Genomic DNA, 16,784 nt, shown 5'->3' with positions numbered 1-16,784 from the left:
CCCTATCCCTTATTGTGAATTATTCTTTTCCTGTGTATACACCAGGGGTGACTGGGATTACTTCATCGACTTTTTTACCATTTAAATAGTCAATTGCAGTAGCTACAGCGATTTCTCCTAATTTATTTGGATATTGTTGAATTACAGCTACGAATGTCTTTTCTTTATCTACAGCTTTTCTTGCTTCATCCATACCATCAAAGCCAATGATTTTTATATCATTATTTTTAACAGATTTCGCCGCGATAACCGCTGATAATGCAGCATCATCACCGAAACCAAAAATTCCATTTAAGTCTGGGTATGCTTGTAACATATTTTGTGCAACAACAAGCGCTTCTGCACGGGTAATTCCGGTTTGAATAGACACTATCTTGACGTCTGGAGTTTTAGACAATCCTTCTTTAAATCCATTAACACGATCAACAACTGATTGCACCATAGGATAATCAATAACACCAACCGTTCCTTTACCGTTTAATAATTTCCCCATTAACTCACCGGCAGTAACACCACCAGCATAATTGTTGGTCGCAATATGACTAACTACTTTGACGCCAACGGCAGGAACATCAACGGTAATAACTGGAATATTCGCCTTTTCAGCTTTCATAATCGCAGCTTGTACACCTTTTGAATCAACCGGTGATAAAATAATTAAATCCACTTTTTTAATAATAAAATCTTCAATGTCTGAAATTTGCTTATTAAGATCTTGGCTAGCAATGGATAGTGATAAATCAACATTTTCCTGTTGAGCTTTTTGTTTTATAGCATCTGCTAATGAGATATAAAAAGGATGTTGTTGGGTTAATAATGAAACACCTATATGAAATTGCTTAGCATGTGCGCCGAAAGTGAAAAAAAATAGAAAACACACAAAAAAGAGTTTAGATATTTTTTTCATAGAAAGAGCTCCTTAATTTTAAGCATGATAATTAACTTTATAGGAAAGAATAAATCATCCAATTTTTTATTCCTAAAAATCATGCAACTATCAAAATACAATACAAAGAAAAATATTCTTAAAAAGATTTGAAACCATAATTTTTCTCTATTTACTGCAATATTCGTAACTTTACGCTACGTATTATTAGTATAGTTTTTGAAACAAATTTTATTGTGACGAAGCTCTCAAATTTTCAAAATAAAAGCAAAAATATCGAATTATATTTTCATTTAAAAAGTTAATTATTATTTGTAGAAGATTTCAAAGTAAGCTAGCAACATCAATATTGACTACGACAAACTCAATTCGAAACAGACAAATTAACCTAGTTAGACCGATTTAATCGTCAAAACTTAGTTTATTTGGATAAAAAAATAATAAGTAAAACTACTTTCATTTTTAAAGATAAATAATGTTATGATTAATTTGTAAAAATCAAAGATAAAAAATAAGGTTGTTTACATGGAAATAAACATGACGCAATTTGATATTAAAATTCATCTTCCCAGAAAGCAGCAAATTGTATTTACCGATCTTAATCAACAACTACATGACATATTAAATATTTATCAACACTGTATAGATGACAATGCCCATTGGTATCCAGATCGAAGTACAGCCAAAGGTAAGCCCAAAGCTTTAATTTATAGTCCTGAAGGATTTACCGAATATGGATTAAAAAAACTATCACGTGCTTGTAAACAAATCGACACAAGAGGCAGTGTTTTATTTCTTTTTGCCGATAGTCAAAAATTATCTAATTGTAATCTGATGTCCTATTCCGGAAACAAAGCTATCGGAGGTTTTCAGGCGGGTAAATCTTCCGTTGGTTTCTCTTTTGATTTACCTGAAAGTAAACAAATTATTGATAAAATGGCATCGTTTATAACTGGATTAGCACAAAAATTTAGCCATAACTTTATTACTATGAATAGTAGAGAAATTCCTAGTTCAATTTATATCTTTCCGCCACGTATAAACTTATCTTTAATGGCTTACATACCTAGTCCATTACAACATAAAGATTATCCAGAAGATCAATTAATACCAATTATAAAAGAGAATAACCATGTTGGTACTGTCATTGTTTTATTTGATCATTTTCCTAATAGACAAAATATTAATGATGATATTAAAACTATGAATAATGTGGAATTGAAATTGCGTGAAGCAGATCTTTTACCTATGAAAAACGATTTATAATCTATAACATTAATATAAAAATTTGAGAATTAAAATGGTTGAAATGATAAACAATAAATCTACTTTGTTAGATGCAACTAAAATTCTAGTTAACACAGCGGCGATTATAGCTGTAATAAAATATGACCCTGATGTCAATCTATCACGAAGTGAAATTGAAGCCAAGAAAGCGATTAAAAATGGGCCGCAAACAATTAAAAGCAACTCAAGATTAACGGCAGAACAAAAGGCAAAAATAACTCAAGATGCCGCTGATAAATTAGCCGAAGTACTATTTTTAAACAGAACAATTTATCATGTTGATGAAAATAGTTATATCAATGAATTAATTACCAATATGCAAAGTGAGCATATTTCATTACCTAATGAAAACTCAACGCAATTATTTCAGCGATTATTGGCGGCTTATCATTATTTAGTTGATTTAAAATTTACAGAAATTAAGGTCATTGAAACCTATTTATATGCCTACGCATCTGACCCAACGTTTAAAGATAACCCTATAGTTAAGGCATGGATCGAAAAAACGGATCAACCAGCCCAACAACAATTTCAAGATATGATTTATGTAGCTCGTAAATTCGATTTTATTGAAAATTATCTTAACGAATAATAAAACATATAAAACAAAGCCCTTCTTTATAAGGGCTTTTATGAGTCTTGAATAAAAAAACAATTAATCAATATCGCAAACAACGATATCTTAATTATCAGAATCGATAAGAAAAACTGGCTTTAACATTACGTGCCATACCATAAGTATTTTCACCTAGATAGAGTCTGTAATCCTTGTTAAATAAATTATCTACAGATATTTTAACTTCTGCTTTTGGTAAAAAGGTTGGTTGCCAACTAGCAAATAAGTTATGTAATGAATACCCTGATGAAGGTCCTAATGAATAAGCACCAAGATCCGGTAAACCATCATGATTTCTATCTTCATGCCCGGTTCGATCCTGTTTTCTGACAAATTGAGCATTCCATCCGGCTCTTATATTCCATTCTGGTATTTTAAATCCGGCAGTTAACGTGGCTGTACGAGGAGCAATAGTCGCTACATAGGTTTTGTTATGCATCCAAGGTGCTTGAGGTGCGGTATCTCGTTCCCCTTTCTGTATAGAATATGTCGCACTTGAAAACCAATATTTACTATCATAATATGCTTCAAGTTCAAAGCCTTTCACAATTAATTTACCCGGAAGATTTCGATAATTAGATTGGCCTAAAGGACATGGTTTATTTGGCCCACAAATCGATCCATTAAAGCCACGAGTAACAAATATTTCATTAGTGACACGTTGCCTAAATAGCGTACTACGAACCTGTATTTTATCGTTTTCCAATATTAAATTATTAAAATCTAAAATATTACCAATTCGAATTGATAAATCGCGTTCTTTATCTAAATTACGGCTCGTCGCACTAATCTTACCACTTCCGCCATTTTTAGGCGTAAATTGCACTTCATAAGTTTGATCTATGGTTGGTGCTTGCCATGCGTAACTGATGTCACCAAAAAAGCCAATATTATTGGTTGTTTGCCAATAAGTACCAAATCGTGGCGTCCAACCACTATATGTCACCGGAGAATAATCATGCCCAAAACGTGGATCAGGATCATTATAAGCGGATGCATAATTTTTTGTGCCATGATTTCTTACATAATCATATCGTAGGCTAGGCGTTAAAACAAAATTGCTAACCGAAATTTCATCTTGTACATAAAAACTGTAAGTTTGTTGTTTACCAGATGGCATATATGCTGGTTGAAAATAACCATGATGATAGTTTGTTTTTTTTTCATAACCCTTATAATACATTAATGTATTACGATCATGTAAATGAGCTTGTGTGCCAATTTTTAATGCGTTCTTCACATCACCAATATTAATTAAACTTACATTTTCCAATTCAATCGTTTTATCGGTATAACTGACCCAACTTTCATTACCCATGGTTCCTAACGAAGAAACCGGATTATATTTAGCTGGACGCTTATCATGTTGTTTAGTTTTAGAGTAGGTAGTATGTAGTGTTAAATCAATGAGCGGATTATAAGTTGGTTGGTAATTCCATTTAAATTGGGCTGAATCATCTGTTTGGTATCTTTTTACCAATTTTCTTAACCATGCTGCTTTATAACCATATTTTTTTATCTGTGCTGCTGTAGGTGGAGTCATTTTTTCGACATATTTTGCCGCCCACGGTTGCCAGGAATCACGTTTAGAGTGAATACCAGATAACGTAAAAGTGTGCTCTTCATTAGGTCTAATATTCAACTTACCCATGTAGCTATCCATATCATCCTCAGAAAAAACAAACCTTGATCCATCTGGCCGTTTAAAATTACCGCTATTTCGCTTGGTATAGTAAACTAAACCATCAAAGAAATTATTCTTAGTACGACCATAGACAGCGCCTGTTTCCATATTTTGATGATTATTGGAATGAAAACTATATTTAAGCAATCCTCCCACATATTTATCTGGATCAAGTAAATCAATGGCATCTTTCGTTTCCATTTTAACCACACCACCAAATCCACCATTGCCAAATTTGACATCATGTGGACCTTTATTAACTTCAACTTGTTTCAATAATTCTGGTTCCACAAAAACCGAACCTTGTTGATATTTTTGGAAACCTTTTTGAGCACCATCAACGATTATTTTGACATCTTCAACTTTACCAAATCCCCAAATATTTAATGTTTGTCCACCCGGCCTTACCGAACCAGCAGAACTTACACCTGGTAAGGTATTAAGTAATTCGGCGACATTATCTGCTTGCTTTTGTTCAATTAAGCCTGAAGAAAGTGTAGAACGACCAGCAATCACACTATTGATTTTTTTTAATTCATCTTGCGATGGGGAACGAGCAATAACGGTCATGATATCATCAATATCTTCATTAACCGTTTTGCTTTTATTATTTTTTTGTTGCGCTGTTATATTGTTAGACAATTTATTCTCTTCAGACTGTGGTGCAGCTTGAAGAGAAAAACTTATAAAGAGCATTATGGTACTCACCTTCTTATAATCCATATTTCATTCCTTTATAAAATACATTTTTAAATTGAATTAACCACACAAATAATAATGATAATGATTATCATTACCATATGAGAGGGATGGCAAGTATATTGGGTTTAACAAAAAATAAACAGCAAAATATAAAATTTATTTAATTTCCAATATTATTTTTAATAAAAAAAGCCATCATGATAGATGGCTTTATTTTTCGTTAAATAAAAGGAACGATTAATATCGATTAACTGATCCAAATAATTTCATTCGTTCTGTTATTTTTTCTGCTACCGGACTTAATCCATGATTAATCACTTTACGAGGGTCATTAATGTCATGATCTTTTTGTTCAGCAAATAATTTTCCAACAGCAACACACCACGTATACATATTTTCAGTATTAACATTAATTTTTGCTGTCCCTAAAGAAATCGCATGTAACATATCTTCATCACAAATTCCTGTTCCACCATGAAGCACTAATGGTATTTTTATTAAATTAGAAATATGCTGCATTTCATTAAATCCTAATTTAGCTTTTCCTTTATATAGACCGTGAGTAGAGCCCAATGCTGCAGCTAAACAATCAACATTAGTTTCTTTTACCATGGTTAAACATTGATGTGGATCTGCATAAATTACTTGAGAATTAACTATTCCATCTTCACTTCCTGCAATAGTCCCTAATTCAGCTTCTACCGAAACCCCTCTTTTGTGCGCATAATCTACTATACGTTTGGTAATTTCGAGATTTTCTTCAAATGGTAAATGCGAACCATCAAACATGACTGAACTGAATCCTGCATTAATTGCGGCAAAACAAGATTCATAACTTTGGCCATGATCCAAATGTAAAGCAATAGGTACATCAATATCTAGATAATCCATTGCATTTTTGACAATAGCATGGATAGTATTAAAGCCCAACATATGCTTAATTGTACCGCCTGATACACCAAGAATTGCTGGCGATCGATTCGCTTTTGCTGTTTTTAAAACTGTAGCTACCCATTCCAAATTATTGATATTAAATTGTCCTACAGCATAATGTTCATGATAAGCATTATTTAGCATATCTTTCATTGAAACTAACATAACCCACCTCTTAATCCTTTATTTATTAATTAGTTATTTAAAATATTCAGTCAAATTTCTTTCAAATCTACGTTGCGCTTTATTGACTTCAGATAAATTAGGCATTGCTTTACGAACACCTTTACGTTCAATCGAAATTGCTGCGGTTAAACTTGCAAATGAAATAATCTCTTCAATGTTCCAACCATAACTTACCCCATAGGAAAATGCCCCATGAAATATGTCTCCAGCACCTGTCGTATCAATTGATTGACAAAGAAAGCTTGGGCTAACTTTAACTTTTTTATCTTCCATATAAGCACATCCCTTTTCGCCTAATGTTATAAAAGCCGAACCTCTAGCTATTGATGTTAGTTTTTTCAATGCACTCTCTAATGACTTTTTATTTGTAAATTCATCTACATGAGCATAAGCAAGTGCAAAATTTTCACTTGCAACTAGATAATCCGTATATTTGGCTAAATAGAGATTACTATCTCGTAACGATCCAGCATCCATGACAACTTTGACATTAGGTAATTGTTTAATGACATATTCACTTAATTCTGGTTCATGACCATCGATGAGAATAACTAAATCACGCTTATTTTCTTGTAAATATCGAATAAACTGATTTAATTTATTTTTTTCGGTAGTCGTTATTGATGGTGGAGTATTTAATTTTCGCGTAATAATAGTTCGCGAGCCATTTTCTTTATTGACGGTAATAGCAGCAAGTGGCGTAATCATCTCATCTGAAAAAATAATTTGGTCAGTTTTCACGCCAATTTGTTTAAATTCAGAGACAATTTTGTTACCGTATATATCATCATGCAAATGTCCTAAGTGGTAAATATCTTCTCCCCATAGCCCCAATAAATAAGCCGCATTTGCACACGGACCACCACCGCTTTCAATAAAATCATAAGCAAATGATTTACTGTTCTCTTTTGGATAACTAGTTGTAAAATAGAACTGATCATAACAAGCTAGTCCAATTGTCAGTATTGCCATAATTAATCCTTAATTATTCATTTAACTATAAAAATTGTTTTTACTAAGATTCATTAATTGCAAATAATGAGTAACTCATGGTTGAGAATAAAATTACTCGACCATGAAGTTTCAAATTATGCTTGGTCTACATTTCTGGAATCACCAACAACTTTGATAGATTTGAAGAAGAATGGCGCACAAAGAACTATGATTAAAATTAAGCAGATAACATAAATCGCAGTTTGACCGAAAATATTAAATAGTTTACCAATGATGATCCCCCAAACTGCAAAATCAAAATCAGCAAAAGTTGAGTTTTGGAAACCTAAATCGCCTAATGTAGGTAATAATAATGCAGGCAAGAACGCTAATAATATTCCACCAATAAAAGATGCGATAATACAACCTCGTTTGCCACCTAATTTATCCGCAAATACACCTGAGGTACCACCACAGAAGAAATGAGGCACCATACCTGGAATAATTAATGCCATCCCCATTCCACCTAAAATAAACATACCAATTAATCCACCGATAAATGAACAAATAAAACCAACGACAACAGCGGTAGGACTAAAGGTAAAAAATACAGCACAATCAACTGCCGGTATTGAATTAGGAATTAGTTTTTGACTTATACCTTGGAAGGCAGGAACAAGATCACCAAGAATTAATCTAACACCGTTATAAACAATGGCCACACCAACCGCGAATTGTAAACCACTCAGAATAGAAAAGATGATTGGGCTTTGTTCGGTAATAGTAGCCATATATTCACTTCCGGCAACTAAGCTACAAAACATATATATGATTACCATTACGATACCCGTTGTTACAGTTGTATCTCGTAAAAACCCCCATTTTTCAGATATTTCGGTATCGGCAAAGGAATTATTTTTATCTCCGACTCTTTTAGCAATAAACGCAGATAAATAATAACCAATCGAACCAAAATGCCCCATGGCAATCCCGCCATCATCTGTAACTTGTTTTGTGTAATTTTGACCAATTGCAGGTGAAATCGCTGACCATGAACCTAATAAAAAACCACCAATAATAATGAGTTCCCAACCATCAAATTTAGCTGCGCGTAGAACGGCTGAAAATAAGCAGGCAAGAAAGAATGAATGGTGACCAGTTAAAAATATATATTTATATTTAGTAAACCGAGCAATAATTAAATTTATAATAAAGCCCAGCAACAAAATACTCATGGTTTCAACGCCTAAAACTTTTTGTGCTACCGATACTATTGCTTCATTATTAGGAATAACACCACGAATACCAAATCCAGCTTCAATAATGCTACCCAATGGATTTAAGTTGCTAATAATTACACCTGCACCAGCACTTAACATTAAGTAACCTAAAATTGGTTTTAAAGTTCCTGTCAAAAGTTTATTTAATGGAGAGCGCAAACAAACTAGTCCTACAAAAGCAATAATTCCCATTAAAAAAGCTGGTTGACTAAAAATCTCCGTTAAAAATGAAAGTAATAATTGCATAAGAATATCTCCTTTGAAAAAACATCAAATTTCAGCTAATTGCTGTAATTTTTCACTAATGTCTTCCTCAATTTGCTTTTTATTGACATAACTACGAATAATGACAACTTTTGATTGATCAGAAAATTGTTTAGCTAAATCTTTAATGGTCACATATAGATCTGCTTTTTCACCTTCGGCATTAGCAAAATCTATTGACGCCACATCAGCCTTGATATTCAAAGTAGCACAGATATTCTTTACGTGATTAGCCGCCATTAATGAACTACCAATACCATTTCCACATACTGTCCGAATTTTTAACATTGCTAATCTCCTTTTTTCGATTTTTGCCTAACATTGAGTTTTTACTAAAAAACTAAAATATAAATTTCTTACAAATTTCTTATTTATTAAGCTATTTGCTGATTTTTATATTAAATAATGAAAATTTACCGATTCGTGATACATATCACACTGTTTGATACGGCGAGTGATTCAAGTCACAAAATAATAATAAAATCGAAGCAAAAATAAGTTGCTGAAAGGACAATATAAAAGATTAACACCATGATTATTTTAAATAAATCAAAAATTCATTTAAACTAATAGAAAAGTGATAAATTGAATTATTCAATGTTAAGACGCTTATTTTTGTGATCTAGTTCAAAAAAGACACCATCAAAAGCACAAAAAAACAGCGATTTTTATATAAAATACAAATAGCTGGATCGTAAATAGAAATGACAAATAAATTTTTACTTAATATTTGAAGTTAAAAAAATTAAAAAGAACGAAAAAAGCGCCATTAAGGCGCTTATAAGTTATCGAATCAATCATTAAAACATCGTATTATTATTTTCTGCCTGCTCTGGTACATTTTGGATCACATCCCAATGTTCCACTATTTTTCCATCTTTAACTCGGAATATATCAACTACCGCTTTACCAAGATCATCATTATTGATTTTAGAATGGACATGTAACCATACAATATCGCCTTCTACTGATGAACGGATTATAGTAGCACTTGATTGCGGATTTTGTTTAAAGAAGCCTTCGAAATACTTAATCGCAGGAGCTCTACCATTAGCGACATAGGGATTATGTTGTTTATAATCTTCAGCCAGCGTTTTAGTTGCCTCAGCCACTTGATGCTTATTAAAGAAGTTATTATAAAAATTGATAACCAGTGTACGATTTTCTTCCTCTTGAGCGAGATTTCTTTGCTTTAGATCTTTTGCAACGGCAATACCAGTAAAACTCAACAAACAAATACCAATAACAAAGCTTTTTTTAATTACATTCATACCAACTCCAATTTCTATTTTAATTTAGATAAACTCTATCTATAATGCGTTATTAGTCTATAATATAGACTGCTTGAATAGTAACAATAAAAATCAAATAAAACAATAAGTAACATAAATATGACTAGGTCAGCTCAATGTGACTTAATCTGTTTAGGCAAACGAGATAACGATAATTATGACAATGACTAAAACGACAAAAAGTGAACTATTTGAATTTGACCATCCATGTCCTATTCGTGATGTTCTCGATAGAATTGGCGATCAATGGAGTCTGTTAATTCTAAAATCATTAGAACATAATGCGATGCGATTTAATTCTTTACATAGAGAAATTGGCGATATATCACGACAAATGCTGTCACGGACATTAAAAAGACTAGAAAAAGATGGTTATATCACTCGAACCGTTTATGCACAAGTCCCAGCTCGTGTAGAGTACGCTCTAGCTGAACTTGGTATATCATTTCTTAAACCAATGAATACATTAATACAGTGGGCCGATGAGAATCATCAAGCGATTTGTCGAGCGAGAAAACGGCAAAATTAGTCATTATTAGAATAGTTATTTTTGAAAAGATAAAAACAAAGCTAACCAAATATATTGGTTAGCTAGTGATTAAATTACTGACAAACAAAGTTTTCAGGATTATTAGTATCCCCTTTACCTTGATAAATCGTTTTTTGTGGATATTGGCATAAAGGACGTTGTAGGGTGACTTGGCCATTTTCAACTTTTTGGGCAATTAATCTGTTTGGCGCTTGTTTTTTCTCAACCCAATTAACGAGCGACTCAAAACCATTAATTTTATCTGGGCCATCGCCACCATTACAATGGTCAACACCAGGAGCGAGGTAGAGTTTTGCAAAATCATCGACTGAATCTTTACCGCCCATAATCTTCAATACATTATTATAATATTGAATTGTTCCTTTCGGTGCGATCAGGCGATCATTCAAACCATGCCAAATAATCATTTTGCCACCCAATTTTTTAAATTGGCTCAAATCGGCATTATCAGTTCCCATTATTGGACGGAATAACTCTACTGATTCATTAAAATAGTTATCAAAACCGCTGTAACCTAATGTTTTCCAGTCAAAATTAGGATCTTGTTTAATCCAATACTTTAAATAATCCTCTGGAATAGGAAAAGGCCCTTTATTACTAGCTAAAACATCAAGTGGTGCAGTCGGTTCAATGCTAAACCATAAAGATTTGCCATTTTGATCTGTTGGTCCTTGCCAAATTTTTCTTAATGTGCGAACTTCGTCCTGATCAAGTCCTGCTTTATTTAGCAATTCATCACTGATTTCTACTGCTGCTGGATCACTAACTAGGCCATCTTTAATACCATCTTTTTCATCAGCCAGTTCAATAATCGCTTTTCTAACTTTTTCCAGTTTATCACTATCGATCGGTTTACCTAGCTCTTGTTGCATAACAATTTGAGGCCATATTTCTGCTGGTACAAATTTATCCCAATGGATTGCTGGTGCTGCAATATACAAACCATCATAATCAGCCGGATACCTTTGTGCTTCCATTAGCCCTTGTCTTCCACCAGTTGAACAACCATTCCAATATGCATAATTAGCAGCTTGACCATAATATGAGGCGATGACTTGTTTGGTTTTTACAGTCATCTCATGTACACTGCGATAAGCAAAATCAGTTACCGAATCGGCCTGTAATTTGCCATCTTTAAAGACAAATTTGCCTTCAACTAAATTACCGGTATGTCCAGTATCTGTAGCAGCTGCAACATAACCATTTTTAGCAGCTACGGCTAATTTATCAAATGGTATAAATCCTGCATATCCACCGCCACCTATTGCTTGTAATCGTTGATTCCAATTAGTCGGCAACCAAACTTCGACATTAATAGCCGGTTCAATGGATAATTCGACGCGACAAATCTGCGGTAAATCGACAATTTCTTTAGCTTTAGCGCCTCTTAAAGTATCAGCCAATTTAGAACTTGGTGAAAAACGATCGGCAATTAATTCGCTACTTACTACTTTAGCATTCTCTAATTTCAAATTTGCCAATGCGTGACAACGCTCTTCGACATTAGCTTTCGCGGAAGTCGCATAAGCAGAAGATGCTAAACAACTTAACACCGATAAAAACAATAAACTGTATTTCATCATATCCTCATTCCTATCCTCAAAAAATATAATTTATAAAATTAGTTATCATTAATATTAGTCATTAGCCGTATAAATAACAACATTAATCATGATTATTTTTATTAGTGAATATCACTTATCGATAGTAATTTAATACCTAAGATTATTTATAGGCATTAACTTAAATTAAAACAATAATTAAACAAAATTATCCGCCGTTATAGAACCGACGGATTTATTTTTTCAGTCTTTTCTCTGCTGAAACTTTTCACCGTAAAAGACCAATTGGCTGTTGCCTCTCAATATAGAATAGTGAAATTGTTGACGGATATTTTTTTGCTGCTGAGTTTGTTCAGCTGCATATTGAGCTAATTTATGTGCCAATAACAATTTAGCTAACCGTTTATTTGCATGTTGACTACGTTCGGTTTGTACTTTAACACTAATTCCTGTTGCTAAATGTGTCGCTCGTACCGCTGATTCAGTTTTATTAACATGTTGACCACCTGCTCCAGATGATTTCATAGTGGTAAATTCAATGGTATTGTCATTTAACTCCATAGGGTTTGCTAAACAAGTTACGCCCAAAAACCAATTTTTTCGCTTATGGTTTGGGCGATAAGGACTTTGACAGATCCATTGTATTGTACCTAACCAACGTTGAATTAATTGGTCACATTCAACACCTTCGATCGATAGTAATACTGATCGAAAAGTATTGGGTTTATCACCCAATACGCTTTCGATAATTTCAGTGATTAGTGACTGTTGCTCAGCTTCTTTTAAAAATTGCGTTACCGCTTTAGCAACTGCTAAACTACACTCATCGGGCCCTCTAGCAGAAGAGAAAAACAACAAAGCCACTAGTGACCTCCTTGTGTTTTATAGTTCAATATTGGGGTCAATTGTGCAATGACAGTAACAATATTAGCTCGCTGCATTGATTCAATTACACTATCAATTGATTTATAAGCTTGCGGCGCTTCTTCAAAAATAAGGCTACTATCTTCACAAATAACACGACTACCTAGTTTAGTCCGTTTGAGTTCTTGCATTGAATAGCGATTATCCAACTTACCTTTACAGTCAGCTCGACGCCATTTACGCCCAGCACCATGTGCTAATGACATAAGTAGATCATCTCGTTGAATCGGTTTGACAAGATAGCTGTAATCGCCTCGTGAACCAGGCACAATCACCAGTTCATCCATTGCCGACGATGCACCTTTTCGGTGTAACCAATAGCTCTGTTTATCTATGGTGACTTTTTGTAAAAAATTGTGACAAACATTAAGTACTTCATGGCCTTGAGTATTCAAATTTGTCATTAATCTTTCCGCCACAACTTGACGATTTAATCTTGCAAAAGCAACCGCATTATCATGTTTTTCAATATAACTTAATGCATCATCACTATCATCTGCTAAGCCTTGATAACCAAAGCGTGATAATTGATTTTGCAAAATAGCATGTCCTAAACCTCTTGAGCCACTATGCACTAATAAAAACAGTTTTTTGGCATTAAGTTGGTATTGATTAAATAATGTTGCATCAAAAATCTTACTGACTTTTTGAATTTCAGCAAAATGATTACCGCCACCAATAGTACCTAAATTATATTTGTGACGAGTATCAGGCAAATCAATATTCCCTATTTGCTTTTCTAGCTTATCAATACTCAATTTGGCAAGGTTAATGTCAGTTTGCCAAAATCCCATGCCACAGCCGATATCGCTACCAATTAATGCCGGATAAATTATTTCACGACTTAAATATGCTGCGCCTATTGGGTAGCCTTTGCCGGGATGAAGATCGGGCATCCCCATTACTTTAACCATATTAGGTAAATTAGCTGTTGTCAGTAATTGTTGTATTGCTAAACCTTCGATCCAGGTATTTTTAGATGCTATTAACCACGTTTTATCTGATAGCACCTGTATAGAATTGTCCATATATCAATCCATTTAAATAAATATTATTTTTTTCAATACTGTTTAAAGACAAATTTTTAAATGAACCGATTAAATAAAACGCATACGCAACTTAACATTAATCGTTAAGAAATGTTTAATTTTATCCAGTGACAATATGATCACTATCAATACGATTTATCAAAAATTGGTTTTACTTGAACGGTATCAAGTTATCTTTAAACAATGGGTATAAATTAATTGGCAGGGTAAGATCAGCTAAGTGAATTGAAGTAAGGATAGAAAAAGTTACTTAATTATTGGCGGATCAGCCTGCAACGGTTTGTTAAACAAATCATAATAAAATCTCCTTTGCTATTTATAATGGCGCGTATGCTAATTAAATTTTAGTCAGTTGTAAAGTAACAAATTATCTTTTTTTAATCATCTATTTTTATTTTTTTACACTCGTTTTTATTGAATTAAGTATTTTATACTGTATATTTATACATATAATTTTTTTAATACGAATCACCCGGCACGATTCGTTTTTATTAATTTTTCGGAGTCTTTTCTTGAATAAATATTGTGTTGTCCTTGGGCAAGCTAATAGTTCGCTCACTGCTTATTTACCTTTAGTTGATACACCAGTAAGAGCTGGATTTCCATCTCCTGCTGATGATTATTTAGAAACAAAACTGGATCTAACTAGTCATTTAGTGAAGCATCCTAGTGCAACTTACTATATTAAAGCGATTGGTGACTCGATGATTGATTATGGCATTTATAGTGGTGATCTCCTTGTTGTCGACCGTTCTTTACAACCGAAAATAGATGATATTGTTGTTGCTGCTGTGGACGGTGAATTAACCTGTAAATGTTTAAGTTTTATTAATGGTGAACATCATTTATTGTCTGGCAATAAACTTTACCCACCAATTTCATTAGCTGGCAAAGACGTGCATATTTGGGGAGTGGTAATACATACCATTCATTCCCTACGTAAGCGAGGACTCTGATGATTGGCTTAATTGATTGTAATAATTTTTACGCATCTTGTGAGCGGGTATTTAATCCAAAATTAGAAGGAAAACCAATTGGTATTCTTTCAAATAATGATGGTTGTGTAATAGCACGCTCTAATGAACTCAAACCGTTAGTTGCTATGGGCATGCCGGCCTACCAAATTCCCCCTCATATTCAAAAAAAAATTACCTTATTAAGCTCTAATTATGAACTTTATGGTGATATGAGTCAGCGAGTATTTGATACTGTTCGCCATTATACTGCGGATATCGAACTCTATTCGATCGATGAAGCTTTCATTCATCTAAACGGATTTAGCCATGCTTTAAATCATTGTCAAAATTTAAAAGTAATAGTAAAACGTGATACAGGTATCCCTGTCAGTATCGGGATTGCCGCAACTCGCACCCTAGCAAAATTAGCTAATCATATCGCCAAAAAACACCCTATTCATCAAGGTGTTTATTGTTTTCCGACGGCTCAGGAAGAAAAAATAACTATCTTAAAGCAATTCTCAGTTGCAGATATATGGGGCGTTGGTTGGCGAATTGCGCAAAGATTAAAAGAACTAGGTATTCATACCGCTTGGGATTTACACCAAACAAATTTAAAACAAATTAGACAGTCTTTTTCAGTTGTCCTTGAGCGTACCGTACTTGAGCTACGTGGTATAAATTGTATTGAATTAGATGATCTACATACCGCTAAAAAAAATATTATGACATCACGTAGTTTTGGTCATTTAACCAATGATCTATTTGATATACAAGAAGCAATTCGAGTACATGCAAGTCGTGGTGCAGAGAAACTGAGAAAGCAAAAATCAGTTGTCAATGCCGTATTGATCTTTTTAAAAACCAACCGATTTCGACCAGAATTACCTCAATATAATCCGTCAGTTGTGGTGCCATTATTATCGGCGAGCGATGATTCAAGAGTTATTATTCATGCGGCCCAAAAAGGATTACGATCCATTTATAAACCGGGTTTTTTATTTATGAAATCAGGTGTGATGTTACTTGATTTAAAAACTAAAGATAATTATTGTCAATCGGATTTATTTACTGCTGAAACATCAGCAAGTGAAAAACACAAAAGTGAACAATTAATGAAAACCATGGATTACATTAATCAGAAAATGGGAAAAAACACTATTCACTTAGGTGGTATCAGACAAACTGCAGCATGGCAAATCAAGCGAGAGCGACTTAGCCAACGATATACGACTCGTTGGGATGAGTTACCTTTGGTAAAATAGATAACGGATTAACCGCTAAGATAATAATTTAATCAATTGATTGAATTGAATTACCTTGTTCATTTCTTACATCAACATATACTTTCCATTTTCTATGATTACTAGAAATAGATTTTTCACAAGAAATTGAAAGCCCATATCTGTGAGGAAGATTTTTTAAGCCTAAGTGTATTTTATGCCACTTTACCTTTAATGGTAAAAGGCATCTAGGTGCGTAATATTTTCTACTTACTTCAATTGTATGTAAATTAGTATGATGTTCTTGATTATAGGTGGCTATAAATTCAGCCGCCTTATTATCAATTTCATTGTAAATCACAACATGAGCCTGTGCAAAAGGAATAGTAATAACAGTTAAAATTGCAATGATATATTTTAATAAACGAATTTTTTTCATAAAAAACCTCAATAATTC

At 33.3% G+C, this 16,784-nt stretch carries 16 protein-coding genes; 5 read left to right on the top strand and 11 right to left on the bottom strand.

Annotated features, from left to right (window positions below):
• Positions 1–19: 19 nt before the first annotated feature.
• Complete coding sequence (locus AC5LXI_RS08010; protein WP_493441862.1) at positions 20–907, bottom strand: substrate-binding domain-containing protein; 888 nt, start codon at positions 905–907, stop codon at positions 20–22.
• Positions 908–1,411: 504 nt separating this feature from the next.
• Between AC5LXI_RS08010 and AC5LXI_RS08005 the strand changes: the two genes are divergently transcribed.
• Entirely contained in the window at positions 1,412–2,152 is a 741-nt protein-coding gene (locus AC5LXI_RS08005) for a hypothetical protein (protein WP_493441861.1), read from the top strand.
• A gap of 34 nt (positions 2,153–2,186) precedes the next feature.
• Positions 2,187–2,765 carry a hypothetical protein gene (locus AC5LXI_RS08000; protein ID WP_493441860.1) on the top strand — a complete coding sequence of 193 codons (579 nt, stop codon included), beginning with the start codon at positions 2,187–2,189 and terminating at the stop codon, positions 2,763–2,765.
• A 97-nt stretch (positions 2,766–2,862) separates the two neighbouring features.
• Here AC5LXI_RS08000 and AC5LXI_RS07995 read toward each other — a convergent pair whose 3' ends face one another.
• The 6 genes from AC5LXI_RS07995 to AC5LXI_RS07970 form a co-directional block, all read right to left on the bottom strand.
• Positions 2,863–5,196: a TonB-dependent hemoglobin/transferrin/lactoferrin family receptor gene (locus AC5LXI_RS07995; protein ID WP_493441859.1), complete on the bottom strand. Its 2,334-nt coding sequence runs from the start codon at positions 5,194–5,196 to the stop codon at positions 2,863–2,865.
• A 216-nt stretch (positions 5,197–5,412) separates the two neighbouring features.
• Complete coding sequence (gene fba, locus AC5LXI_RS07990; protein WP_493441858.1) at positions 5,413–6,273, bottom strand: class II fructose-1,6-bisphosphate aldolase; 861 nt, start codon at positions 6,271–6,273, stop codon at positions 5,413–5,415.
• A gap of 33 nt (positions 6,274–6,306) precedes the next feature.
• Positions 6,307–7,266, bottom strand: coding sequence for a carbohydrate kinase family protein (locus AC5LXI_RS07985; protein ID WP_493441857.1), 960 nt, complete (start codon positions 7,264–7,266; stop codon positions 6,307–6,309).
• Between the two features lie 116 nt (positions 7,267–7,382).
• Positions 7,383–8,753 carry a PTS ascorbate transporter subunit IIC gene (gene ulaA / locus AC5LXI_RS07980; RefSeq protein ID WP_493441856.1) on the bottom strand — a complete coding sequence of 457 codons (1,371 nt, stop codon included), beginning with the start codon at positions 8,751–8,753 and terminating at the stop codon, positions 7,383–7,385.
• A 24-nt stretch (positions 8,754–8,777) separates the two neighbouring features.
• The gene (locus tag AC5LXI_RS07975; protein WP_086358909.1) at positions 8,778–9,059 is read right to left on the bottom strand and encodes a PTS sugar transporter subunit IIB; all 282 of its coding nucleotides are present in this window, start codon (positions 9,057–9,059) and stop codon (positions 8,778–8,780) included.
• A 512-nt stretch (positions 9,060–9,571) separates the two neighbouring features.
• Entirely contained in the window at positions 9,572–10,042 is a 471-nt protein-coding gene (locus tag AC5LXI_RS07970; protein ID WP_493441855.1) for a nuclear transport factor 2 family protein, read from the bottom strand.
• A gap of 184 nt (positions 10,043–10,226) precedes the next feature.
• Between AC5LXI_RS07970 and AC5LXI_RS07965 the strand changes: the two genes are divergently transcribed.
• The gene (locus AC5LXI_RS07965) at positions 10,227–10,592 is read left to right on the top strand and encodes a winged helix-turn-helix transcriptional regulator (RefSeq protein WP_493441854.1); all 366 of its coding nucleotides are present in this window, start codon (positions 10,227–10,229) and stop codon (positions 10,590–10,592) included.
• 74 nt (positions 10,593–10,666) lie between these two features.
• On the opposite strand, the gene AC5LXI_RS07960 is transcribed toward AC5LXI_RS07965, so the two are convergent.
• From AC5LXI_RS07960 to AC5LXI_RS07950, 3 genes are all read right to left on the bottom strand, one after another.
• The gene (locus AC5LXI_RS07960) at positions 10,667–12,196 is read right to left on the bottom strand and encodes a tannase/feruloyl esterase family alpha/beta hydrolase (RefSeq protein WP_493441853.1); all 1,530 of its coding nucleotides are present in this window, start codon (positions 12,194–12,196) and stop codon (positions 10,667–10,669) included.
• Between the two features lie 222 nt (positions 12,197–12,418).
• Positions 12,419–13,039, bottom strand: a complete 621-nt coding sequence (gene prfH / locus AC5LXI_RS07955) for a peptide chain release factor H (RefSeq protein ID WP_493441852.1) — start codon at positions 13,037–13,039, stop codon at positions 12,419–12,421.
• Positions 13,039–14,127, bottom strand: a complete 1,089-nt coding sequence (locus tag AC5LXI_RS07950) for an RNA ligase RtcB family protein (RefSeq protein ID WP_493441851.1) — start codon at positions 14,125–14,127, stop codon at positions 13,039–13,041. The genes prfH and AC5LXI_RS07950 overlap by 1 nt, the downstream gene beginning before the upstream one ends.
• A gap of 533 nt (positions 14,128–14,660) precedes the next feature.
• On the opposite strand from AC5LXI_RS07950, the gene AC5LXI_RS07945 reads away from it, so the two are divergent.
• Both AC5LXI_RS07945 and AC5LXI_RS07940 read left to right on the top strand, forming a co-directional pair.
• On the top strand, positions 14,661–15,104 hold the full coding sequence (locus AC5LXI_RS07945) for a LexA family protein (RefSeq protein ID WP_493441850.1): 444 nt from the start codon (positions 14,661–14,663) through the stop codon (positions 15,102–15,104).
• Positions 15,104–16,369: a Y-family DNA polymerase gene (locus AC5LXI_RS07940; RefSeq protein WP_493441849.1), complete on the top strand. Its 1,266-nt coding sequence runs from the start codon at positions 15,104–15,106 to the stop codon at positions 16,367–16,369. The genes AC5LXI_RS07945 and AC5LXI_RS07940 overlap by 1 nt, the downstream gene beginning before the upstream one ends.
• A gap of 28 nt (positions 16,370–16,397) precedes the next feature.
• Here AC5LXI_RS07940 and AC5LXI_RS07935 read toward each other — a convergent pair whose 3' ends face one another.
• Positions 16,398–16,766 (bottom strand): hypothetical protein, encoded by a 369-nt coding sequence (locus tag AC5LXI_RS07935; protein ID WP_493441848.1) that lies wholly within the window; start codon positions 16,764–16,766, stop codon positions 16,398–16,400.
• Positions 16,767–16,784 lie beyond the last annotated feature (18 nt).

The organism is Gilliamella sp. LMG 34361 (assembly GCF_984569075.1).
Note: the sequence above shows the minus strand (reverse complement) of the source record. Positions and strands in the feature narration are given on the sequence as shown.